The organism is Candidatus Saccharibacteria bacterium oral taxon 488, assembly GCA_010202645.1.
Taxonomy (GTDB): Bacteria; Patescibacteriota; Saccharimonadia; order Saccharimonadales; family Saccharimonadaceae; genus Nanosynbacter.
Genome location: CP047920.1, coordinates 15,817 through 39,585, shown reverse-complemented (window position 1 = coordinate 39,585; position 23,769 = coordinate 15,817). Strand labels below are relative to the sequence as shown.

22 protein-coding genes and 5 tRNA genes are annotated in these 23,769 nt (G+C 51.5%); 15 read left to right on the top strand and 12 right to left on the bottom strand.

Going from position 1 to position 23,769, the window contains the following annotated elements:
* Positions 1 to 54: 54 nt before the first annotated feature.
* The 3 genes from GWK77_00185 to GWK77_00175 all read right to left on the bottom strand — a co-directional run bounded on the left by GWK77_00185 (position 55) and on the right by GWK77_00175 (position 7,041).
* Positions 55 to 3,507 carry a hypothetical protein gene (locus GWK77_00185; GenBank protein QHU92608.1) on the bottom strand — a complete coding sequence of 1,151 codons (3,453 nt, stop codon included), beginning with the start codon at positions 3,505 to 3,507 and terminating at the stop codon, positions 55 to 57.
* A gap of 75 nt (positions 3,508 to 3,582) precedes the next feature.
* Positions 3,583 to 5,739 (bottom strand): AAA family ATPase, encoded by a 2,157-nt coding sequence (locus GWK77_00180; GenBank protein QHU92607.1) that lies wholly within the window; start codon positions 5,737 to 5,739, stop codon positions 3,583 to 3,585.
* A gap of 3 nt (positions 5,740 to 5,742) precedes the next feature.
* Positions 5,743 to 7,041, bottom strand: a complete 1,299-nt coding sequence (locus GWK77_00175; protein ID QHU92606.1) for a UDP-N-acetylmuramoyl-L-alanyl-D-glutamate--2,6-diaminopimelate ligase — start codon at positions 7,039 to 7,041, stop codon at positions 5,743 to 5,745.
* 40 nt (positions 7,042 to 7,081) lie between these two features.
* Here GWK77_00175 and GWK77_00170 point away from each other — a divergent pair, with 40 nt between their 5' ends.
* From GWK77_00170 to GWK77_00160, 3 genes are all read left to right on the top strand, one after another.
* Positions 7,082 to 8,383, top strand: a complete 1,302-nt coding sequence (locus GWK77_00170) for a hypothetical protein (protein QHU92605.1) — start codon at positions 7,082 to 7,084, stop codon at positions 8,381 to 8,383.
* Positions 8,384 to 8,401: 18 nt separating this feature from the next.
* Entirely contained in the window at positions 8,402 to 9,325 is a 924-nt protein-coding gene (locus tag GWK77_00165; protein ID QHU92604.1) for a peptidoglycan bridge formation glycyltransferase FemA/FemB family protein, read from the top strand.
* A gap of 170 nt (positions 9,326 to 9,495) precedes the next feature.
* A complete protein-coding gene (locus GWK77_00160) occupies positions 9,496 to 12,051 on the top strand; it encodes a valine--tRNA ligase (GenBank protein QHU92603.1) in 2,556 nt (851 codons plus the stop codon).
* Here the strand turns inward: GWK77_00160 and GWK77_00155 are convergent.
* A complete protein-coding gene (locus tag GWK77_00155) occupies positions 12,038 to 12,391 on the bottom strand; it encodes a hypothetical protein (GenBank protein QHU92602.1) in 354 nt (117 codons plus the stop codon). The genes GWK77_00160 and GWK77_00155 overlap by 14 nt on opposite strands.
* A gap of 196 nt (positions 12,392 to 12,587) precedes the next feature.
* Positions 12,588 to 12,680: transfer RNA gene (locus GWK77_00150), tRNA-Ser, on the bottom strand.
* Positions 12,681 to 12,788: 108 nt separating this feature from the next.
* On the opposite strand from GWK77_00150, the gene GWK77_00145 reads away from it, so the two are divergent.
* The 7 genes from GWK77_00145 to GWK77_00115 all read left to right on the top strand — a co-directional run bounded on the left by GWK77_00145 (position 12,789) and on the right by GWK77_00115 (position 15,485).
* Positions 12,789 to 13,196 carry a hypothetical protein gene (locus GWK77_00145; GenBank protein QHU92601.1) on the top strand — a complete coding sequence of 136 codons (408 nt, stop codon included), beginning with the start codon at positions 12,789 to 12,791 and terminating at the stop codon, positions 13,194 to 13,196.
* A 31-nt stretch (positions 13,197 to 13,227) separates the two neighbouring features.
* Positions 13,228 to 13,758 carry a hypothetical protein gene (locus GWK77_00140; GenBank protein QHU92600.1) on the top strand — a complete coding sequence of 177 codons (531 nt, stop codon included), beginning with the start codon at positions 13,228 to 13,230 and terminating at the stop codon, positions 13,756 to 13,758.
* Positions 13,759 to 13,865: 107 nt separating this feature from the next.
* Positions 13,866 to 13,942 (top strand) — tRNA-Arg (locus tag GWK77_00135).
* A 9-nt stretch (positions 13,943 to 13,951) separates the two neighbouring features.
* A tRNA-Ser gene (locus GWK77_00130) sits at positions 13,952 to 14,039 on the top strand.
* A gap of 23 nt (positions 14,040 to 14,062) precedes the next feature.
* Positions 14,063 to 14,152: transfer RNA gene (locus tag GWK77_00125), tRNA-Ser, on the top strand.
* A gap of 11 nt (positions 14,153 to 14,163) precedes the next feature.
* Positions 14,164 to 15,036 carry a hypothetical protein gene (locus tag GWK77_00120; protein ID QHU92599.1) on the top strand — a complete coding sequence of 291 codons (873 nt, stop codon included), beginning with the start codon at positions 14,164 to 14,166 and terminating at the stop codon, positions 15,034 to 15,036.
* Positions 15,033 to 15,485: a 50S rRNA methyltransferase gene (locus GWK77_00115; protein QHU92598.1), complete on the top strand. Its 453-nt coding sequence runs from the start codon at positions 15,033 to 15,035 to the stop codon at positions 15,483 to 15,485. The genes GWK77_00120 and GWK77_00115 overlap by 4 nt, the downstream gene beginning before the upstream one ends.
* On the opposite strand, the gene GWK77_00110 is transcribed toward GWK77_00115, so the two are convergent.
* Positions 15,418 to 16,182, bottom strand: a complete 765-nt coding sequence (locus tag GWK77_00110; protein ID QHU92597.1) for a hypothetical protein — start codon at positions 16,180 to 16,182, stop codon at positions 15,418 to 15,420. The genes GWK77_00115 and GWK77_00110 overlap by 68 nt on opposite strands.
* A gap of 95 nt (positions 16,183 to 16,277) precedes the next feature.
* Between GWK77_00110 and GWK77_00105 the strand changes: the two genes are divergently transcribed.
* A complete protein-coding gene (locus GWK77_00105) occupies positions 16,278 to 16,766 on the top strand; it encodes an Hsp20 family protein (GenBank protein QHU92596.1) in 489 nt (162 codons plus the stop codon).
* 113 nt (positions 16,767 to 16,879) lie between these two features.
* Here GWK77_00105 and GWK77_00100 read toward each other — a convergent pair whose 3' ends face one another.
* Genes GWK77_00100 through GWK77_00075 form a run of 6 tightly spaced genes read right to left on the bottom strand, consistent with a single transcriptional unit; the run spans position 16,880 to position 19,204 of the window.
* Positions 16,880 to 17,260, bottom strand: a complete 381-nt coding sequence (locus GWK77_00100) for a hypothetical protein (GenBank protein ID QHU92595.1) — start codon at positions 17,258 to 17,260, stop codon at positions 16,880 to 16,882.
* A gap of 58 nt (positions 17,261 to 17,318) precedes the next feature.
* Positions 17,319 to 17,693 carry a hypothetical protein gene (locus GWK77_00095; GenBank protein QHU92594.1) on the bottom strand — a complete coding sequence of 125 codons (375 nt, stop codon included), beginning with the start codon at positions 17,691 to 17,693 and terminating at the stop codon, positions 17,319 to 17,321.
* A 17-nt stretch (positions 17,694 to 17,710) separates the two neighbouring features.
* On the bottom strand, positions 17,711 to 18,076 hold the full coding sequence (locus GWK77_00090) for a hypothetical protein (protein ID QHU92593.1): 366 nt from the start codon (positions 18,074 to 18,076) through the stop codon (positions 17,711 to 17,713).
* Positions 18,073 to 18,372, bottom strand: coding sequence for a hypothetical protein (locus GWK77_00085; protein QHU92592.1), 300 nt, complete (start codon positions 18,370 to 18,372; stop codon positions 18,073 to 18,075). The genes GWK77_00090 and GWK77_00085 overlap by 4 nt, the downstream gene beginning before the upstream one ends.
* Complete coding sequence (locus GWK77_00080) at positions 18,369 to 18,827, bottom strand: hypothetical protein (GenBank protein QHU92591.1); 459 nt, start codon at positions 18,825 to 18,827, stop codon at positions 18,369 to 18,371. The genes GWK77_00085 and GWK77_00080 overlap by 4 nt, the downstream gene beginning before the upstream one ends.
* Complete coding sequence (locus GWK77_00075; protein QHU92590.1) at positions 18,827 to 19,204, bottom strand: hypothetical protein; 378 nt, start codon at positions 19,202 to 19,204, stop codon at positions 18,827 to 18,829. The genes GWK77_00080 and GWK77_00075 overlap by 1 nt, the downstream gene beginning before the upstream one ends.
* A gap of 96 nt (positions 19,205 to 19,300) precedes the next feature.
* Here GWK77_00075 and GWK77_00070 point away from each other — a divergent pair.
* The 4 genes from GWK77_00070 to GWK77_00055 all read left to right on the top strand — a co-directional run bounded on the left by GWK77_00070 (position 19,301) and on the right by GWK77_00055 (position 23,765).
* Positions 19,301 to 19,378: transfer RNA gene (locus tag GWK77_00070), tRNA-Asp, on the top strand.
* 195 nt (positions 19,379 to 19,573) lie between these two features.
* Positions 19,574 to 20,590: a hypothetical protein gene (locus tag GWK77_00065; GenBank protein QHU92589.1), complete on the top strand. Its 1,017-nt coding sequence runs from the start codon at positions 19,574 to 19,576 to the stop codon at positions 20,588 to 20,590.
* Between the two features lie 86 nt (positions 20,591 to 20,676).
* A complete protein-coding gene (locus GWK77_00060; protein QHU92588.1) occupies positions 20,677 to 21,945 on the top strand; it encodes a hypothetical protein in 1,269 nt (422 codons plus the stop codon).
* Entirely contained in the window at positions 21,912 to 23,765 is a 1,854-nt protein-coding gene (locus GWK77_00055) for a hypothetical protein (GenBank protein ID QHU92587.1), read from the top strand. Before GWK77_00060 ends, GWK77_00055 begins: the two co-directional genes overlap by 34 nt.
* The last annotated feature ends 4 nt before the right edge of the window (positions 23,766 to 23,769 follow it).

Genomic DNA, 23,769 nt, shown 5'->3' with positions numbered 1-23,769 from the left:
CGGTAGCTTGTTTAATTTTATTAATCTTCATAGGGTGATTAGCCATGTGCTACTTCACCGTCCCCCTGCGAATGGCTGTGAAAACCAAAAATAATGAAAACATCCTTCTGCCAGTGCAAATGTGCATACGATGAGCAGCACTACGGCAATGGAGCGTAGACTTTTTATAAAAATTACCGTGAGCAGGTTTATAGCTATACCGATCACACTTGCCCACACAAGAATAATCCCTAACAGTGAGTTAACTTGCCTCGGATTCATGTCTAGATTCGGTATTCCCGCGAATAGGCAAAATGCCATTATTACCAACAAACACGTATATACTATCAAGACGTATTTTGCAACTTTATTGTTCTTCACAACCAACCCCTTCGGTAGTGTATTTAGTTTTATCAATCCTCGTAGCTTGTAATCTTTTGACCCAGGTTTGAGTGCTGGTGATAGGTAATCTTCTGGTTTTAGGGCATAGCACTTTTCGTTCACATCTTTTGCGAGGATAATCGGTGTTCCTTTTTTAATATCACCGTCATCTTCTTTCATAATGACCAATTTCTCGAATGCTAGTCCACGAGTTTCTTCGCTTAAAGTATGTCCTATCAGTGCATCAGCATTATTCTGGTTTTTCGACTTGCCAACGTAATCGTTTGTGACACCAGTCAGGTTAGCTGCTCGCGTATTGCGAAAGAGATAAATCCGATCCTCATCTTCGCCAAGCGACGATTTACCGTTGCGAGCGGTGTAGAGAATTGGGTCGGTGATTTCAGGATCGCAGGCATCGTCGATGCCGTCAAGGTCTTCGTCTTTGTTGGCGGCTTGGATAAATGCACCACAGGGTTGATTTTTATCTGGTGTGCCGTTTTCGTCGATATCGTCCGGGTTTGGACCTTTGATGAGAATGGTTTGGTAAAGATTAAGTTTGTGCCCTTTTTCGTCAACTCCAGACAACTCGAGGGTATGATAACCAGCCGGTATGGTAGCTGGAATAGTTACGGAACTATCTATTTTTCCATCAGCTCCCGCGAATACCTCACCTAGCTTTATTGGATTTGAATATAGGGTTATTTTTATCGGCGATAGTGATTTGTACGGTATTTCGTGTGTCTTAATAGTTAAAATTTCTTTTTTAACAATTTGACCACTAGCAGATTGATAATGTACCACTCGCATATCCTCATCTTCATTCTGCACGGTAAAATACTCTGTGTCAGGAATTGATTTTTTAGTAGCAGAGTCGTCTGGACAATATAACTTCCCAGTTCCGGGACAATTTTCGTAATGCAAAGGATTTTCGCCTCTTAATTCCTCTTTAAACCGTGCTGCTATCGCAGAGTGTCCTTTGGCATTTGGGTGGAAACTTTCTTGAAGTTCACTGCCACTAAACGCTAAATCCCGAAGACTGGCCACACCGTTGACGTAACTATCAGTCTGGTCACACAGACGATGATTACCTAGTGCCGTTTCGGTATCAATATACTTCACCCCAGCAGCCCTGGCGGCCTGCTTTATGACACTGTTATAATACGTTACTGCATTTGTAATCATCTCTCGTTCTCTATTGTCAAGATTTAGGGTACTTTTACACTTTGCGTTTGGATCGCCATTTACAAATTGGGGGTACCCTAAGACATATATTTTGGCCTTATGACTAGAGGCCGACTTAAGCTCATCATAGAAGTTCTTAAGTTTGTCAAATTGATTTTGCAGATCATTTTTGAGCTCATTCCGCTTTGATGAAGTTGCCCAATTACACGATACGGGATATATGGCACAGTTCGCCAGTTTACCGCCAAAATCCACATCATTCCCGCCCGCCGTCAGCGTGATCACCTTTGGTTGGTACTTCTTCACGAACTCAATTTGCTTGACGCGCCCTGGGATCATCTCGTTGAGTGCCATCTTCTGCAACGTTCCTTTATTATCATAACCATGCAACCGCCCGAGCGGGCTGTCCTGTCCTTCATAGCCGCCTGAATTGTCCCAATTCATGTCGTACACCGTTGCCCCACTACACACAACCGACGCCCACGCTGCCGACGGGCCGCTACCCAGCCCCATCCAGTTCGCTAGCTTGTACGGATACGAACGCGTGCTGACATGGCACTTTTCCCTTGGCGCACCCTTCGCCTTATCTTCATTCACATCCGTCCACTGGCGATAATACTTCCGGTCAGTCGCCGGATTTTTATCGGTGTCACCCTCGCCGCTGGAGAAGGAATCGCCGAGAGCGAGATACTTGATATTGCGTCGATCACCAGGAATCGGCTTACCCTTATAGCCGTCTGGATATTCGACATCGAAGGTTGAGGTGAAGATTTTCATATTATTGCCGCCGTACCATGGCATATACGACTCGTTGAACTGGGCACTGGGTATAGCGTTGTTACTATAATTCCCCTGTAAAAACTCAACCTCACAACCACCCTGATCCCAGAAAGGTTTGACATTACCGGCAAACATACCGTATAGTTTAGCATTACTTCCCCATTTATGCGTGATGGTAGCTGTTCGATACGGGGCGTCACCATAAAACTTAATATGAAAATCTTTTCTATTTTCCGACCAATATACAATTATATACCGAGGGCCGCTAGGCTCAGCGCTATAGGCAACAGCGTACGCACCAGTTGCCATCGCCCGCTCAAGGCTCGTCATATAGTCCTTATGATAGAAATGGCCTTTCGCCATAGAAATGTTTGCTTGTCTCAATGCTGTAAACCAACTATTTGAGTGGTCGGCCGGTGCACAAAATTTCTTATTACGATTTACGTAACTCACCAAATCATTTGTCGTTATCTTCTCCGTAAAATCATCGTATTGAGACGAGTCTGGCCACCATCCGATCGCCGAACGAGTATCTGGAAACTTGGGGCCTGCATAGCCACTTGGATAATCAACAGGAAACGTAGACGTGAAGAGTTTTTTATTTGATCCTGCAGATATATTCAAGTCAGATATAAAAGCCTGTGACTGTTTATGTCCCCATAAGTATTCAGGGGCGCAATTGCTACCCCCTAAAACCAATTTAGGACTGGCAATAGTAGCCACATAAAGTTTTGTCCGACTGCCCTCCTTTCTCGCTAGAGCAATCCCGCTTGTCTGATGATTTTTATAAAAACGATAAACATAATCGTCCTTACCATCTTCTGTCCAAAAGACTTTTATAAGGTACGCTGTGCCGTTATGTTTTTTATTCTGCTCATAAACAACCGCGTACGCACCCTTTGGCGACGACATAGCGCGCTCTAAACTTTCTACCGCCGCCTGGTGGTCTCTGGGGTCGCCTGAATAATATCTCTTTTGCTTAAAAGTAAACAGCCACTTCTTCGCATAATCGTCATCAGGACTTCCGCAGGTCTTGCCATGATAATTATCAATATGATGAATTAGTGTTTTTGTTGAGACTTTATCAATAATGTCATCATACTCAGAAGCCGCTCCAGCTATCGCCGGCACCGCGATGCACACCGCTAACGTAGCCCCAATAACACTAATAATAAGTTTCCACATAAGCGCCCCCTCCGTTATGCTTATGTCAAAATTGTACCAGACCGCCCTGCGTAGAACAAGAAACCAACCACTCGCCTACTCAAACCGTCGCCGCAGCGCGATAATGTCCATCCGCGCTAAGTCCTCGGTGGGCAGCTGGCGCATATGTTCAATCACCCGCGCTGCCAGCGCCGGGTCAGGGCAGTCGGGCCTCGTTGACGGCTGCCGACCAGCCTGCAGTGCCTCCAGCGCTGTTCGCATCTGCCGCCAAAAGGTATAATAATCAAGCTTGACCTTAACCTGATGGCCGCGAGCATCTTCGAGCACAAAGCCCTCAACCCGCTCACCCTGCCACTGGTACGCCATGCCGTGAAGCTGGCCAAACCACGTCATAAACTCTGCCCACGACGAAAACTCCGCCGCCAGACGCTTGCTGTTCGCCCCGATCTCGCGCGCAAATCGCTCCCGCTCCTGCCGGTCGACCGCCTCGTATGCAACCTGCCGCTTGACGATATCGAGCAGCACCAACTTGTCTGACTTATACGCGATAATATGCGGATCAAATCGCGGCAACACGACCTCAAACAATAGGCACGCATTATGACTGCGCAGATAATCAGTGACGTATGGCAGTTTGTCTCGAAATTGCTCCAAAAACTCTCGCCGAAAGGCCGCCGCATAGTCACCCTCGGTCGTTGACTTTGACGCCATCACCAGCCCACCCGCTGCCGAATCATACCCGACCAACCCCAAAAAGCCATTCTCCTTCACCCACGCCCGCACCGGAAAGGCCATCGTCTGCTCCAGCGCCGCTAGTTCAGTATCGCGCCGCTCACCAATGTTAAAAAACTTATCATAAGCTCGAATCACGATTTCGTTTGTCAGCGTATTGAGAAACAGTCCACGCGCCCGCATCGTCTGCGTCGTCCATGCTTGGCGATAAAATGCCTCGGGCTTGAAATTAAACGAGCTAATATCACCCGGCAGAATTGATTCACGAATGTAGCGATTCTGCCGCAGCTGGCTCAGGAACGCTTCATTTTCCGGATGTAGCCGCGCCACTGCCTGTTGGTTTCGAATAGCGATCGGTGTCATGCCATTCTCGTCCAACCGCACTGTTCGCAGCTCGCCGCCAAACTCAACCTTTCCCTCCAAATTATAGCAACGCTCGTTGTACCGCGTAGGGTAATTTTGCCTGTTGCGATGCCCGTGAATCTGAAACGTCGCGTCATCAGTCTGCGCCATAAATGCATCATCCGCCGCCCCAACCTCATCATAGGCCCCCGCGCCGTGGATCAGCTGGCTGGTCGCCACCAATGGTAACCGCTCCGGCAGCGTACTGAGCCCGCCATGCGTCACCAAGACCGTTTGACCTCGAAACTGATATAAAATATATTGATCCATCCGCCGCATTAGCCGCGCTACCTTGCGCTTATCAATGCCTGCTGCCTCCAGTTGTGGCTGGGTTTGTTCGCTAAATACCCGCGCCGTGATTGGCTGATCAGTCGCCCACTGCCAGAGATATAGCTCGTGATTTCCCTCGACGAACCGCACGTTTGGCCTCTCAAGTAACTCGTCACACACAAATCGCATCACCGCATCATTCTCCGTGCCGCGATCCAATAGATCGCCGACAAAAATATACAGCTCATCATCCCGAAGCGGATACCGCCCGAAATATTCCTTGAGCGGCGTAAAACACCCCTGCACATCGCCGATATGATGAATCGCCCGATACCTATCGACGTTCTCGGGCTGATTAGTAAGCAGTTGATTCACCTCCTCAGCCGTCCGCACCATCGTCACCCATTTCGGCAGTGAACTTTGCTGCAGCCGCCGATGCATACGTTCAAGTACGCTACTTGGCACGACCTTATAGCTCGGCCGCTCTTTATTACGTTGCTGACACACCGCCAGCGGCACATCAGCAAAATCAATCACCACCAGCCGGTAGCGATATTTCCGACACAGCTCACCGTACGTCTTGAAATAATTTGGCGTTGTGTGTGTTGCATCAACCACCGTCGTCTCACCCCGCGTCATCCGCTGCTCCAGCATCTCGTGTAGCAGCCGCCACACCATTGCATCCTGACGCGACGGCATAGTCGTTTGCCCGTCAAGGGTCAACTGCGGCGACGCCAGCATCAGCCGTATCGCATCCGGCGACAACGTATAGGCATCAAGCCCCTGCTCCACGAGAAACGTCGACTTACCAGAACCGGGAATCCCTCTGGTTACCAGCAGCAGCCGCATACCTCACGCCGCCCGTTCCCGACCAACGATCTCGCGCACCACCTGGCCATCATTCCACGGCAGCCGCTGACCATTGACGATCCGATATTGCTCGTGGCCCATACCGGTGATCAGCACCATATCGCCCTTCTTGGCGCAGCCAAGCGCCCGCTCAATCGCCTGGCGTCGGTCGGCAATTTCCGTCGTCTTCGCGTCACCGCGACCGCGCTCAATTCCCTCCATCAACATCCGCCGGATCTGCCCTGGATCTTCGTTATAGCTCTCCTCATCGGTCAGGAAAATCCGATCCGCCCCACGCGCCGCGATCTCACCCATGATCGGTCGCTTGCCCTGATCACGATCACCACACGCCCCGAACACCAAGATCACCCGCTGCTTGGTGATGCCGCGGGCCGCCGCCAACAGTTTTTCCAGCGCATCCGGCGTATGAGCATAATCAACGATCACGTCATAACCCAGACCCTCAACCGCCCGCTCAAACCGCCCCGGCACCGCTTCGACATTAGCCACGCCTTCCTGAATATCCTCCAGCTTGACACCCAACAGATACGCCAGCGTCGTCGCGGCCGTCATATTCATCACGTTGAACTCGCCCGGCAGATTTGTCGCCAGCTCCAAATGCGTCTGATGATCCAGCACTACGTCGGCCTCGGTACCCTTGCGATACAACTTGACATGGGTAATTTTTGCCTCAGCCTCCACGCTTCGGCCATACGTCATCTTTTGCTCGCTGGCGACAAACTGATTGAAATAGTCATACCACTCGTCGTCGCGGTTGAGCACGATAAACCGTGGGTGCAGCTGAAATAGTTTGCTCTTGGCCGCCGCGTACTCTTCCATCGTCTTGTGATAATCCAGGTGATCCTGCGTCAAATTCGTCATCACCGCCGCCTCAATCGGCACGCCGTCCAGTTTATGCTGATCCAGCGCATGACTCGTCACCTCCAGCACCACGTAGTCAGCGTTCGCCCGCTTGGCGTCACGGAAAAACCGCTGCATCCGCGCTGTGCTCGCTACCGTGGCGTTGAGATCGTTGAGTTTTTGCCTGCCCGCCACCTCGATCACCGCCGTGGTAAACATCGCGGTCGTGAAATGAGCCTCTTTCAAAATCTCATTGATATAGCACGACGTTGTCGTCTTGCCATTCGTCCCCGTCACCGCGATCACCCTGAGGTGCTTTGACGGATTACCATACCGCGCGCTAACCAGCTTGACGCGCAACCGCCGATACCCATTCTCTAGCCGCCGGAGCATCCCACCGGGCAGCACTTTCCTCACAAACTTCACCAATATGGCTTTCATGTCCCTATTTTACCACTTATATTTGCTATAATAAAAACAAATGAGGATTTTGGGAATCGAGTCCAGCTGCGATGAAACAGCAGCGGCGGTCGTTGAAGACGGCGAACGCCTGCTTTCTAATGTGGTCAATTCCCAAATCGACATCCACGCCGAATACGGCGGCGTTATCCCGGAGATTGCCGCCCGCAGCCACCTGGAGGTTGTTAACCCGGTCATCAAAAAAGCCCTGTCTGACGCTGATTGCACCTGGGACGGTATCGACGCCATCGCCGTCACCTACGCGCCCGGCCTAATCGGCTCATTACTCATCGGCACGCTCGCCGCCCGCACCCTCGCCATCATTCACAATAAGCCGCTCTACAAAATACATCATGTCGAGGCGCATGTGTATGCTAATTTTGTGACAAAACAAGGATCTCGCCATATTATTGACAAGTCAAAAACTGTCGAGCCAACCTCAGCAGTCGTCTTTGAGGAGGCTGTGACGGGCGCGTCAAGCCCCGTCAGCCGAACGCCACGGGCTGGCGAAGCCACCCGTAAAGAGTACTCCGAAAAGGTGATTGCTGAGGTTGGCGATGTCTTCAATGCAGTCGCCAAAGAATCTGACGAGAAAGCATCTCGGCGTGCGGAAGCCGTTGTTAATTCTAGCGATTTGGCGCTGTCTTTACCGCATTATCAACCCACCTTCCCCCTCCTCGCCCTCATCGTCTCGGGCGGTCACTCGCAGCTTGTCCTGTTCCAGAACCACGGCGACTACCGGCTCATCGGCCAAACCCAAGATGACGCCGTTGGCGAGGCGTTCGACAAGGTTGCTAAAATCATTGGCCTGCCCTACCCTGGCGGCCCTGCCATCGCCAAGGCAGCCGAACTCGGCGATCCCCGCGCCTTTCACCTACCCATCGCCAAGCTCGCCGGTGAGTACGATTTTTCCTTCTCTGGCCTCAAGACAGCCGTTCTGAGGACCGTTCAGCGCGAGGTGGGCAAAGACTTCACCTTTCCGTCGCACGAGCTTCCTGCCCTAGTAAACGATGAACTAAGACATAATATGGCAGCCAGTTTCCAGTACACCGCCGTTAAAACCCTGGTCGATAAGACTAAAAAAGCTTATGACAATTTCCAGCCTGCTTCCGTCGTCATCGCCGGCGGCGTCGCCGCCAACCAAGAATTACGCCGCCAACTGCGCCGGGCCTTGCCTATCGACATCGAGTATGCGCCCATCCAGCTCTGCACCGACAACGCTGCCATGATCGCCGCGCTCGGTTATTTCCGCGCCCACATCGACCAGCCCGCCGACCCGTACGACCTGGAAGTCCAACCAAGTTTATCAATGACAGCAATCTAACGTTGTGAGGATTACAACATGAACCAACATTTTTTACAATCAACCGCCTGGCAAGCCTTTCAAGAATCGCTCGGCCGCACCACCTTTCGCGATAGCGGCCCGGGCTGGGAGTACTTGGCTATTTTAGAGCGCAGCACTGGTAATTCCCGCCTGTATTGTCCGTACGGCCCGGCTGCCAATGACAAGCATTCGCTAGCAGCAGCCCTTGATTCCTTAACTCAACTTGGTAAAAAACACCGCGTTACCTTCCTGCGCGTCGAGCCAACCAATCTCGACTTTGCCACCCATCTCCAAGCTCACGGCTGGAAAAAGGTTACCTACCAAAAGCTCCAGCCGGAGCATTCGCACGTCATCGACCTGACTCAGCCGCAAGACCAGCTGATCGCCCATATGGCACAGCCAGTTCGTAATGTGTACCGCAATTATCATAAAAAAGGCGTCTCTGTCCACCGCTCGACTGACCCGCACGACATTGATATCTTACTGAAATTTGTCCACCAGGTCGCCCAGCAGCGCGGCATTACGCCACATCCTGATAGTTATTTTCGCCAGCAAGCCGCCACTCTCTTCCCGCTCGGTGCAGCCACGCTGTACTACGCCGCGCTTGATAATCAACCCATCGCCGCTGCCCTGTTTTATCATAGCAGCGACACGCTATATTACGCCCATGCTGGCGCCTCGTCAGACCCAGCTCACCGCAAGCTCAATGCTGGCACTGCCCTGCTGGCCGAGGCAATCATTGACGCTCAGCAGCACGGATTAGCCAAAGCCGACCTCTACGGCATCGCCCCCGACGGTGCCGACAAAAACCATCCGTGGGCTGGCTTCACCAAGTTCAAACGCTCATTTGGCGGACACGACGTCACCTTTGCCGGGGCTTGGGATTTGCCATTACAGCGCAGTCGCTACTGGCTGTACCGCGCCTACCAAACGCTGCGTTAACACCCCTAGCCAGGCATCATCCGCGGTTTTGCCGCCCCTTTTTCTGTGGTATAATTGGCTTGGTAATATAACCGCGTGGAGAGATCATTTACGCCTATTGTCTGAGTTTTCACGTGAAAAATCTTGACGGTAGCGATGCTCGCTTTTCACGTGAAAAGTAGGAATTATTCATGCAATTAGCCAAACAATACACCCCAAACGATTACGAACCAAACATTTACGCCATGTGGGAAACTAGCGGTGCATTAGAGCCGACTGGCACTGGCAAACCGTACTCCATCGTCATGCCGCCGCCCAACGCTAATGGTAACTTGCACATTGGCCATGCCCTAGACATGAATTTGAAGGATATCTTGATTCGTTATCACAGGTTAAAGGGTGATGATGCGGTGTTTATTCCTGGGGCAGATCATGCTGGCTTTGAGACATGGGTAGTTTATGAAAAAGAACTGGCAAAACAGGGAAAAAGCCGTTTTGACTTTTCACGTGAACAACTGTACGACCAGGTTTGGCAATTTGTTGAAGAAAAACGCGGCAACATGGAGTTGCAGCTGCGGGCTCTGGGCGTCAGCGCTTCTTGGCGGCATTTGACCTTTACGCTGGACGATAAAGTCATCGCTACAGTGTACGAGACCTTCAAAAAGCTGTGGGATGATGGTCTGGTATATCGCGGTGAGCGGATCGTTAATTATTGCACCAAACACCAAACCAGCTTCGCCGACATTGAAGTTGAGCATAAAAATGAAAAGGGGAAGTTGTGGCAAATCGCTTACCCGACGCTGGATAAAATCGGCGAAATCGTAGTCGCCACCACGCGGCCGGAGACCATGCTAGGCGACGTGGCAGTGGCTGTCCACCCGGATGACGAGCGCTACAAACACCTCATCGGTACGCGAATTTTATTGCCAATCACCGACGAGGAAATCCCAATCATCGCCGACGAGTACGTCGATATGAACTATGGTACTGGCGCAGTGAAAATTACGCCAGCACACGACCCGAACGACTTCGAGATGGCCCAGCGCCACAATCTGCCGCTCAAGCAAATCATCAGCCAAGAAGGCAAGATGATCAACGTACCGCCGCAATTCCTAGGCCTGACGCCGGCAGAAGCCCGCACTCGCGTGTTGGCAGCCTTGGAGTCGCTAGAACTGCGCCGCGGCGAAACAGACATTGAACATGCCGTCGGACATTGTTACAAATGCGGCAGCGTCATCGAGCCGATGGTTAAGGAGCAATGGTTTATTAAAATGCAGCCGTTGGCTCAGCCAGCCATTGAAGCCTTAGAGGGGGAAGAGATTACCTTTTATCCAGCCGCTAAGCGCAAAGAACTCATCGCCTATCTCAAGCAACTGAAAGATTGGAATATCTCCCGGCAAATCCCGTGGGGCATCCCGATTCCAGCATTTGTCAATGAAAGCAACCCGCGCGACTGGATATTTAACATTCGTACTGACGAACGAAAAATAGTTGTAAATGGTACAACATATATCAGGGAAGAAGATACCTTTGATACCTGGTTCTCATCTGGGCAGTGGCCATACATCGTTACTGATTATCTAAATGGCGGGGAATTAGCCAAATACTTCCCAACCAGCCTGATGGAAACCGGCATGGACATTATGCGGGCGTGGGTAGCGCGCATGATTATGCTCAGCCTGTACCGCACTGGCAAACTACCGTTCAAGGACGTTTACCTGCACGGCATGGTCAACGACGAACATAATCAAAAAATGTCCAAATCCAAAGGTAATGTCATCAACCCAATGGAGCTAGTTTCAGAATTTGGCTCGGACGCCACCCGCATGGGCATCATCGCTGGCCGCGCGCCAGCCCAGCATCAAGCCTTCAACAAGGGCGCGGTCATCGCTGCTCGCAACTTCTGTAATAAGCTGTGGAATATCGCTCGTTTCGTCGAGGCGCAAATCGGCGATGAACACCAAATCGTTGGCCTAGAGCCGCAGACGCCGGCCGACCACTGGATTATCCGCCAGCTGAATGACGCCGCTAATAACGTCGCCGTCCGCCTGGAGCAGTACCGCTTTTCTGAAGCCGCAGACACGGTCTATCACGCTATTTGGGACGACCTAGCCGATTGGTACATCGAATCGTCAAAAACCGCTATCAACCGCCCATTGCTGTCATGGGCGCTGGCAACCAGCCTGAAAATCGCTCATCCATTCGCACCATTCGTTACCGAGACAATTTGGCAGACACTTAATTACACCGATGGCATTTTAATGCGCGACCATTGGCCGACCCCAGAAAAGTTCGACCCCATCGCCGCTGAGCAGTTTGAGCAGCTGAAAACACTGGTCGCGGAAGGTCGCTGGGTAATCGCTGAGTTGCCGGGCAATAAAAAATACCGCTTGTTATACGGTAATGACAATTTAATTGACGAAAATCAGGACACCATCAAACACCTCATGCGCCTGGAGTCAATTGCACACACCGACCAGCCACGGGGCCTTAGGTTGGCGGCAGCAAACAGGGAAGCATGGCTGGATATTGACGAGAAGACTCTCTATCAGCACCAGACCGATCTGGAAGTACGGCTAAGCGAGGCGCGGCGAACCCTGGCGAACCTCCAGGCGCGGCTGGATAATCCAACTTACGTTGAAAAGGCGCCAGCCTATCTCGTCGAGGAAACTCGCCAGCAGCTAGCTGAGCAGGAAAGGCTCATCCAGCGCTTTATCAGTGAGCTCGAAGTCATCAGCTCACGCTAATCGGATCGACCATCAGTCGATGCCCGTCAATATCACCATCACCACCGCGGCTGACGAGTTTGGTATGTAGGTGCTTACGATCAGCACTACGCGGTGTCGTCCGCGGGTGGGTTTGCCCGTCTTTTAGCGCCCCCGAAAAGTCATGATGGTCAGAGTGAGTATGCGGCGAGGAATGAGGCTTGCTGTGGTGGTCGTCATCAACCTGGCGCGCATCACTCATGAGTTGCCAAGCAGAAACAATCGCTTTATCAATATTCGTGTCATGCAAAAACACGCCGAGGCTGGTCGACAGGCCCAATGCCATCGTGGTAGTGGTAATAATGTGTGATAAATATTTCATATTCTTTTTATGTTTATCTCTATGGACCCAACCATAGCAATGTTAGGATAATAGCATAAGGTTTTTAATTTGTCAATAATATTTCCTGATTTAGATGGTGCCGTCGGCCCAAAATTCTATTCGATACCCACTCCGCGTACTAAACAAAACAATTAAAATAAGTCCCGGATAAACCGGGACTACAGTAGCATAATTCTGGCGGAGGAGGGGAGATTCGAACTCCCGCTACAGGTCTCCCCGTACTAACGATTTAGCAAACCGTCCCCTTCAGCCACTTGGGTACTCCTCCATGAGCCAAAAATAGTGTATCATAGAAGCAGTGGTCTGGCTAGCCCCGCGGCCAGCAGGCAGACCGCAAAACTTGACAATAAACCTAAGAAAGAGGATAATAACGCGCATGAAGAGGTTTTTCGCAGGTATCGTTAGTATCATGCTGACCATCGGTGTCGGCACGGTAGTTTTGAGCACTCCAGCGTTCGCGCTTGGCGAGGGCGGTGTTACTCGTGGCATCAATGATGCGCGTGGCGACGGCGTGCCGGCTAATTTAACCAATGGCGACAGCTCACTGGTGAAAAAAATTATCAACATCATGCTCTATTTCATCGGTATTCTCGCTGTGGTAATGCTGATCTTTGGTGGTTTTCGCTACGTTGTTTCTAGTGGTAACAAAGACGCGGTCACCTCGGCAAAGAACACCATTCTCTATGCGGTCATTGGTCTGCTGATCGCCCTATTTGCTTACGCCATCATTCAATTTGTCCTCAATACCGTAATTGGTCTCGGTGGTAACTCTACCGACGTATAGCAGATCATACCGCTCATGGTATACTAGACATATGGAAGAGCAGCCACACGCAACCGACACCGAAAACACCCAGCAAGACGCGGCCCAGCCGATGATTGACTTATCGCAGCCCATCGCCTGGCAGGCTCCCGAGGGCGTGCAGGCCCACCGCACGACCGGCTGGTATGTTGCTGTTAGTTTCGTGGTGCTTGCCTTGATGGCGCTGGCGATCTTTGTTTTTAATAGCTGGACGTTCGCGATTTTGCTGCCGATTATGGCGGTGGCGCTCGTACTACTTCGATCCAAGCCATCGGTGATGGTCAATTACGCCATCAGCCCCAAGGGCGTTTACGTCGCCGACCGTTTGTATGATTTTAGTGAGTTTCGGGCCTTTGGGCTGGGCCAAGACGGTGATCAACACTCGGCGATTTTACTACCGGTCAAGCGGTTCTCGCCAGCACTGACCATCTATTTTTCTGAGGCCGAAGGCGAGGCCATTGTCGACATGCTGGGGGCGCGGCTGCCGATGCAAGAAATCGCGCCAGATGCACTGGAGAAGCTCATTCGGATCATCAGGCTATAGCTTGCCCCGAGCTAACAGGTGTGCTAGAATACAAAAGTTCATTGCCACTGGCATTGAAAGTTCTTTATATTTTTGTTATAGCCAATCGGATTTCCGAAAGGCTGTATGCACCCGTAGCTCAGCTGGATAGAGCGTTGGCTTGCGGAGCCAAAGGTCGTACGTTCGAATCGTGCCGGGTGTACCATTTTTATTTGGAGAGGTGCAGGAGTGGTTGAACTGGCCGCTCTCGAAAAGCGGTATGGGGCAACCCATCGAGGGTTCGAATCCCTCTCTCTCCGCCAGAATCCAGTCGCTACGATTAATTGGAAGGGTGACCGAGTGGTTGAAGGTACCGGTCTTGAAAACCGGCGTACGCTAACACGTACCGAGGGTTCGAATCCCTCCCCTTCCGCCAGACACGATATCATGAGAGAAAGATTAGAAACATTAGCCAAGCAGGGGGTCGCTACGATAGCGGCCCTCGCTTCATTAGCGCTATCAGCGTCCAGCCGCCCGAGCATTTCGCCCGAACAAGCCGAGCACACCTACGTCGTCGGCATGGGCGATTCAGTGGCCAGCGGGGCAGGGCTAGGAAATTACGACGACACAACAACGGAGTGCCGGCGCTCACCCGAAGCTTACGCGCGGCAACTCAAAGCATTCGGCATTCCCTCAGGTAACATTACCCTCGTGGCCTGTCGCGGCGCCGGGCCAGAGCATATCTCCAGCCAGCAGTTTGACGACCAGCCGCCGCAACTCAACGCCCTTGGCCCCGAAACCGATATCGTCACCCTGACGCTTGGCGCAAACATGATTGACCTTAACGTAGTGTTCGACGCCTGCCTGCACGAACGGTGTGGTACGCGCAGCGAGATGTATATCGATGTCTTTCGCCGACTGTACTCAGACGAATATCGTCAGTCGCTCGAGCAAGCCTACCGCTCTATCCTTGAACATGCTCCCAACGCCCAGCTATACATCAACCTCTATACCACGCCTATCCAGCCACGCGACATCTGTCCAACGATTATCAATAACGATACCGATCATTTTGTTGCCAGCTTTATCGAGACGGTCAATCAAGCTATCCGCGACGTTGTCGCCAGCATGCACGAACCGCGCATCACCTTGGTCGAGCCGCCAAAGAACGTCGATGCTTGCGCCACGTTTGGTCTTGGTGTGGTAACCGGAGGTGACGACGTGGGCCATCCGACCGCTTATATCCATCACCAAATCGCCAAGGCAACCGCCGAAGCCATCCTACATGATAATAACGCCCCACCGAAAGCCCGCACATGAAAATTACCATCCTCACCATCGGCAAGCGGCACGAGCCCTGGATAGAGCCAGGCATTAAGCGCTTTTTAGAGCGCCTTAGAGCACCATTCGCCGCAGAAATGATCATCATCCCACATTCCGGCCAAATCGGCTACAGAGCGCGCCAGGACGAGTCAGAGCGCCTGATGTCTCGCCTCAAGCCGCACGACTTCGTCATCCTCCTCGATGAGCGCGGCCGCAACCTGGGCTCGCCAGAACTATCGCAGCTCATTCTCGATCACACCGATCAGCACATCGTTATCATCATTGGCGGGGCCTATGGCGTCACCGAGACGCTTCACCGGCGAGCCGACATCGCTTGGTCGCTATCACGCCTGGTATTTCCGCACCAGCTGGTGCGGCTCATTCTCGCCGAGCAGCTGTACCGCGCCCAAGAGATCGCTCGCGGCAGTTCGTATCATCACGACTAGGGTTTGGCGGCGTCTTTGCAACAGCCTTTTTATCATTCCCATGGCGAGCGACAATCCCCACGCGAATGTCCCGCGCACCAGCCGCTTGTAGCGTTTGGGCTGCCGCTGCAATCGTTGAGCCAGTGGTGAAAATATCATCCAAGATCAGATAGGGAACATCGGCCCGAACGCCACGTGCGCGGAAAAACTGCTGCGCCTGCTTTCGACGCTCAGCCGCCGAGCGAGCATAATGCTGCGTCACATTCGTCTGCCTGACCAAGGGTCGCTCGACTCTCAATCCCCGCCGCCGGGCAAACTGCCGAGCGATCAGCAACATATGATCATAGCCGCGCTTACGAATATTGGCAGGGGCCGTCGGCACCGGTACAACCACCGTCGAGGCGTCGTATTCTGGAAGCAATTCATCTAGGAGTCTAGCCAACACCCCACTGACAGCGCGCACGCGATGAAACTTATAATCATCAATCAGCCGCGCCACTGCACCTCGCCGCCACAGCACACAATTGAGCGCCTCGTAGGGCAGGGCATGTCGCCGACACACGTTGCCACCGGCGCACGGCTGTCCACAAATAACGCAGACCTGACAATGATGCCGCTTCACCGCCTCAAGACACGACCGACACAAAAGCGAGCCAGTCGCACCACAACCATAACAATAATGTGGCGCGATATATGATAATAGCGTATCAATAGGCATTTTTCGCTTTTTCGCCTTTCACTCTTGATTATAGCGCACATAACCGTTATACTAATAGATGATATTGTCAATCAGCCTATAAAGGCGGAGGAAACATGGCACGCAAAAATGACGATTTGTTAATTGAGGATGAGCTAACTGCAGCTTTCTTGAATGATGATCTGGCTAATGACGCACCACAACCAGCCGCTCCTGCAGCAACACCGGCTACTGCAGCGCCCGCTCCTGAGGATGACTGGGAGGATGAGGCCGATGATCTGATGGGGCAGCTAGCGGTCGATGTATTTGAGTCAGAAACCGAACTTATTATCAAAGCCCGAACGGCTGGTGTTGATCGTAACGACCTAGACGTTAGTATCTCCGACGGCATTCTCACGATCAGCGGCACCCTATCAAGTGGCGACGAGACCGACGTCAAGAACTGGCATATCCAAGAGTGCTACTGGGGCGAATTTAGCCGCACCCTGGCGCTACCCGTCGCGGTCAACGAAGAAGGCGTCAAGGCCGAACTCAAAGACGGCGTGCTCACTATTACGTTCGAAAAGATTAAGCAAGAACGTGCCAAAAAGATCCAAGTCTTGTAATCCTTCGCCAAACCCGTTAGTGTCGTAGTCGTCGTATTTGACGCCGCCAGACAACCAGAATAAAACACCCTCGCCATAAACGAGGGTGAATTTGTCGTAGACAGGGCGCGGTCTTATGAACTTACACCGCGCGACGTTGTGAGAACAAAGTTAACGATCGCATAGGCAAAGATCGCCACCACCAGACCAATCACCGCGTACATGATGGTGTTTTTGGCAGTAGTCACCTTATTCGAGTCACCAGATGAAGTCGTGTAAAGGATACCGCCCCAGATCAACATAATCACCGACAAGATACCGACGAAGTAGAGAATACCGTTGACGATACCCTTGATCAGTTGCTGTGGATCATCAACCTTTTCAGCAACCCGATCACCCTTTGAGTCGCTGATGCCCTTGTCCAAGTTGTATTGTGCCTGGGCCACTGGTACTGTCGCGAACGCTAACGCTAGCGTAGCCACGATACCGACAACGATGAGTTTCAATTTGTCCATTCTTGATTCCTTGTTTACCAGTTAATATAGTTTCAGCTGTTATTCTATCATCATTTAGCTACTTAAACAAGCCAAAGACCCAGTTAACAATAGCATACGACATGACCACCACAACGATACCAATCACCGCGTACATGATGGTGTTTTTAGCAGTGGTCGCTTTCTGGCTATCGCCTGACGAGGTGATGTACTGAAAACCGCCCCAGATCACAACGATAACTGCCACCGCACCGACAAAGTAGAGAAAGATATTAACCACCTCGCCTATGGTGGTGCCGATAGGCTTCGTGCTCATCTCATCGGTTCGGGCTGCGTCCAAACCGCTCTTAAACTGGGCCGACGCGGACGGCAAAGCGATTGGCATGACGACGGCCGCGACAGCAACTGCTAATGACAAAACGGCGGCTACGAGGGTTTTTCTATATCGTTTCATACATTTCTCCTTTTTTCTTATATTTTTCCAAACACAAAGTCAACGATAGCATACGATAGAAGCGCGACGGCGACACCGATCACCGCGTACATAATAGTCGACTTGGCGGTTTTGACCTTGTTAGAGTCGCCAGCCGAGGTTACATACTGAAAGCCACCGATGATGATCATGATGACAGAGATGGCGCCGAGGATGAGCAAGATAGCATTGATGAGGTTCTTGAACAGTGGTTGCACCGTCGCGCCACGGTTTTTACAGACTTCACCACTGGAGCCCGAGCAGGCGCCGTAAATGTCGACATTCTGGGCGGATACGCTTGATGCCACCACTAGTGGGGCAACGAGCGCCGCTATCATGCCGATAATGACTACGAGTTTTTTCATATTGCCGATCCTTTCATGCCACTAATGACAAAGTTAGTAATGAGAAATGCGGAGAGGATGATAATGATGCCGATAACGGTACCGAGAATGGTGTTTTTCGCCTTGGTGAGCTTGTTGGTGTCGCCGCCCGAATTAGCGTAATTAATACCGGCCAGCACCAACATCAAAATCGCGATCGCCCCGGCAAAGAAATACACCGTATTGAGAATGTTACCCAGTGCATCCGCCGAAGCACTGTTCGTCGGAATGCCCAGCGAATCTGGCGACCCCAATACACCGGCTACAAATCGCATCATGATCGCGGCAACCCCAATCCGTCAGCCACGACATTCACCAGTGCCACCGAAGCTATAGCGATCACTAGGCCGATCGCCGCATTAATCACCGTCTTCATACCATTGGCCATCTGTCCCGGCTCGCCATTGCTCGTCAAGTACAAAAAGCCGCCGTATATCACAAAGCCGACCGTCACAAAGCCCGCCAGCTGCAACAGATCCTCGACAACATTCAATATCGCCCGCCAGATAAAGCCGTTGAGCGTGGCGTAATTACCTGGGTCGTTTTGGGCGCGCTTATCGTTATTGTCGACGATCGCCTTGAGATTACAATCCGACTTGGTCAGCCCGTCGTACCACGGCTTGAGCGTCAAGATGTTGCCGCCACAGGCCGCGCTAGCCGGCGTTGCCTGAACCACCGACAACATCAGCGACCCCGCGATCATCAGCCCCAGCGCGATCACAATGTGCTTCATCAGAACACCCCCCCAGGGATCAGGAAGTTAGTGATAGCCACAAAAAACGCGAATATGATGAGGCCGACGGCAGTATTGACCCAAAGCTCTTTGGCTTTTTTGATATTGTCCGGACTACCGCCAGACGCAGAGTAGAGAATACCGCCATATATCACCGTACCGACTGCCAAGATGCCGATACCAGCAGTCATGATCTGGATAACCATTTTGATGATACCGAGAATAGCAGCATCACCAGTCGCGCCGCCGCAGTTGATAATCGAGGTCGGTGCATCGCCACATTTACTCTCGGCAAATGCAACACCGCCAAATGACATAACGCCGCAGGTAATAGCTACGAGGAGGGCAGTAGTAATGAGAATATTTCTTTTTGTCATAACAATCTCTTACCCTAAATTGTAAAATAGTGGCAGGAAAAATGCAAACGATTTCTTGAAAAAGCCATAAAAGTTTGCTATCATACGGAAAGTTATGCGCCCGTAGTGAAGTTGGCCTATCACGCCTCCCTGTCACGGAGGAGATCGCCGGTTCGAATCCGGTCGGGCGCGCCAGAATTAGATTTTTGTTATTCAACAGCCCATTTTTCTAAAACATAAGGGTTGTTTTATTTACTTTGTTACCGCGGGGGTATTGCTAAATATACAGAATGTGTTACAATGATGTTATTCAGAGTTTATTACCTACTCTGAGGTGGATTAAAACTACTCTATGACTGGCCACAGGCCAGAGAAAGGACTCCAAGCGTTATGGAAAGACACGACCATGACCCAAGTAGTTCATTAGGTACTAAGCCGTCTATCTGGGAGAAAGCTAAAGATACGACTAGGGGCTGGATCACAAAGGCTGCGGCCAGTGTCGCCCTCGTAGCCACGGCAACAGGCCTTGCGGGCTGTGGTGGGGGTGATCGCTTAGCGGTACCAGAGAAAAGCCCATCATCAAGCGCCTCACTAGACCCATCAGAGTCACCATCTGTCTCACCATCACCGTCTGAGACTGTTGATCCAGAAGCGGCAGCACGAATGCGGGCCAGAGAAGAATACGACGAACAAGTAAAAAAAATTGACAAAATACCGTACGACGAATTCATTAAGCTACCGCCAGAGGAGAGAAACAAGATCCTCCAAGCAGAAATCACCTATCTGGAGGCATCTGGCCGTACGGAAGGTAAGACGGATCCCATACTCTACCCGAAAGATAGTCTACCCTTTGGTGACTACTATAAGAAGTCACCTGCGGACCGAGATCCAAAAAAGATGCTCACTGATCCGTTTCTTGCTGTCCAAGCTGCTCTCTACGGGAGGTTTACTTACACGAATAGTGACGTAGAGCGAAACTACGAGGAGTATGCTAAAAAGTTAGTATCAGAAGCCTTTTTGAATCCCCAAATGGACATGGACACACTGCTTGAGGAGATGCGAGCCGGCAAAGTCTCGGATGAAGAGTATTTCGCTAAACGTAAAGTAATGGAGCTCATTCATAAAAGAGCAGAGCAGATTAGGTCTAACTCCGGTAGTTCCGAAGACGATGTCGAGCTCTGGAAAATAAAAGACATTGAGGTCTTTCCTGCCAGCCAGTCGGATGTAGTGGTTGATCCCAAAACGGGCAAGTCGCTTGAGACGCATATTACGCACTTCTATTCCTACGACGGGAATAAAAGAGGTTCTACACCGGACGGCCAATTCTACAAAATTGTTTCGGATCCAACAGTGAATAGGTGGAAGATTGCAGGATCTTCACACTCAGGCCCTATTCTTTCTAAATAGCGTCAATGACGCATCTGACAAAAGAAGAGCTAGTTTTTAGCTCTTCTTTTGAATTACTAGCAATAGCGTGGTAATATATTCTCATAATGCTTACGCAAAAAAAGACCCCGCATCAACGTATTCGCATTACCTTGGTTGGGCTGGCCGCACTGTTAGTCGTTCCGGTGCTCATGACGTTTTTTGCATTGTCACCGACCGCTAACGCGGCTCGGGCGCGTCTTGATCATTCTCCATATCTCGCTCAAGTCAAACAGCTCCTACTCGCACGCGCCATGCATGGTTGTATCGTTGGCGGTGCCGGGTTTGACGGAAATCTTACCTCCGCAAAGGTTGCGAGTGGCGACTGGGGTGGTGCCATTACTACCACTGTCGGTCCAATTCTTGACGGCGATGATGACGGGCTATTTGATTGTAAGCAAGTGGTATCTGCTGCGCGAAACGCATTCGGCTACGGTTCTTTTACTGATATGTTCTGTGCGCTAAAAGGTGAATGGCGAGATAACGCCAACCTTGACTGTACCAGCAATATTACCAAGGGCGAGTACAGCGGCGATAAGTGGAATATACCGAGAGACAGAGGAGTATATGCGATCCAAGTCCTTGAAAAAAAGGCCGGCAAAAGCCTGAAATTCGACTCAGCATTAGTCAACTACTCTATGGCAATGGCGGCGCTCTTGTCGGGCCAAAAGATTGGCTGTAAAGCCGAATGGCGAGGATACGATAGCGGAGATGACGCCGCAAGTAATGACATAAAGGCCGATCAGCGTAACAAAAAAATAGCCGTTGCCCTAGCTGATGGTACGGTAGCTTACGGATACTATTATATACCCGACGCAAATAAAAGTGTCCCCCTATTTAGCGGAGCAGGAGCGCCTTATACCGCTCCTGGCGGCATAGACACAAAAATGTCATGTGAGCGAATCGCGCAATGGGCATCAGACAATGCTGAAGTAGCCGCAAAGTCAGCAAAAACCGAGGCCGCCGAGAATACTCGTAGGGCCATCTATGACGCCCTCCTAAAAAAATGTATTGAGAAAAGTGGCGGAGGCGCCGGAGGGCCAGCGGAGCAAATATGTAAACAACAAGTTGACAGCTGGATGAACGCCTGTAAGGATAAGATGCCATCAAGTGGCGCTGTGGCGAGTTCTAAGGAGTATGTCAAATGTATTGCTGAGCAATCAAAGTATGACGAAAAAGAAATCAGCGACGCCCTCTCCGGCATCTCCGCCGACCCCCCTCTGGCCAGAGTGGGGGCGACGAGAAAAAGCCAGAGTGTGCCGTCAAAGACCTTGGTTGGCTCATTTGTCCAGTCGTTAATTTCTTGTCTGATATTTCAGACGCAGCTTTCGCCATGATCGCTGACAACTTTTTAAAGATTGAGCCGGGCCTCAGCTCTGGGGGTGAAGTACAGGCGGCCTGGGGAATTATGCGTAACATTGCCAATGGTGCGTTTATCATTATGTTCTTAGCGATCATCATCTCTCAGCTCACCGGCTTTGGTATCTCGAACTACGGCATCAAAAAGATGCTGCCACGGCTCATTGTCGCCGCAATCCTGGTGAATGTATCAATTTACATCTGTCAAATTGCCGTTGACCTGTCTAACATCCTCGGCTATGGCCTGCGTGCTGGCATCGGCGGCATTGGCGACGAGATTACCCGAGCAAATGAGATCTTTCAGTCAGGTCAGGGGCGTGGTACATGGGGGGGCTTTGCGCTAACCGTCCTCGCCGCAGGCACGGCCGGGATCCTCGCCCTCGCGGTTTTGATTGGAGCGCTTGTTTCTGGGCTGGTTGTTATGGCGACCATTGCTGTACTACTCATCGCCCGTAAAGCACTCATCGTCATTCTCATTGTTATCTCACCGCTGGCTTTCGTTGCCTTTCTGCTACCAAATACCGAAAAATTCTTTAGTAAATGGCGCTCAATCTTTGTGGGGCTACTCATGGTCTTTCCGACAATCGGCCTGCTGTTCGGCGGCGGCATACTAGCGGGGGCCATCGTTAAGGCCGGGGGTGGAAACGACATGATCATGCAGATTGTTGGCGAGCTGATCAAAGTTCTGCCGCTCATCGCCGTGTGGGGTGTCCTTAAGAAAGCCATCGACGTCGCCGGGTCAATCAGCCAGCACATCAACAACGCCGGTGGTCGCCTCGGTGGCGGCGCCAAAAACTGGGCAAAGGATAGGTATGCCAATTCACGACTTGGTCAGATGCAAGACTTTCGCAAGAAGCAAGTAGCACGCCGCAAACAGCTCATGCGAGCCGGGGCCTGGAAGGGTAGCGGACTTATGGATCACATATGGAGAAATCGAATGTCTGGGCTTAATGAGAAATTCAACAGGAGCAGGTTGGCAAATAATAAATTCCTCGGAGCAGGCAAAGACGTAAATTACGGCATCCGGAGTGCAGCCGCGGGTCAAGATGCCGTGGACAAAGAAGAGCTCGAGGCAGCAGAAGATCTACTTGCCTACCAATTCAATGGTGATGCGGCCGCTGCACTGAGAAACGCCGGGGACAATGAGATACTTAAACATGTTGCCTTTAAGAAATTAGAGTCAACTGGTAAGCACGGCGCCGAACAAATGTACGAGTATCTCCAGGGTGGTGGAACTATCAGCAACCGCCGCATGGCAGAAACCCTTACCAGAATGAAGGATGACCATGCCGGCCTGTTTGAAATGGGTAGAACGGCCATCGACCAGATGGAGCAGGACGGAGCAAGCTCGGTCAGCTTTAGCCAGCAACAAATGGCCGAGTTGACCGCCAAGGGGGTTAATGGGTTGAGCGATGAAAAACTGGCGCGACAGGCATCCAGTGCCATCAAGGTCGCTGGTGAAACTGAATTTACTAAGGGGGGTCAAAGAATGGTCGGTATTTCCGCCGACAGGGCAGCCTCGGTGCTTGATAATAAGCGTGTCAATACCTCAATATCAGGCAGCGCCCGTAGGGAACTCGAGAGTATACGAAACAACAGCGTGGGAACCGAAGAAATCAGAATACCCCACGACACTGCATCGTCAAACAATATTACCGAAGCAATTCCGTCAGACACCCCGATGGGGCGGACATTCGTCGCCGGAACAGGGAGGGGGCCAGCTCCACCGCAATCCCCGCCTTCAGCACCGCCAAATAATCAAAATAATCGCAACAATAATCCACCTGCCGCCAGCTAAAAAC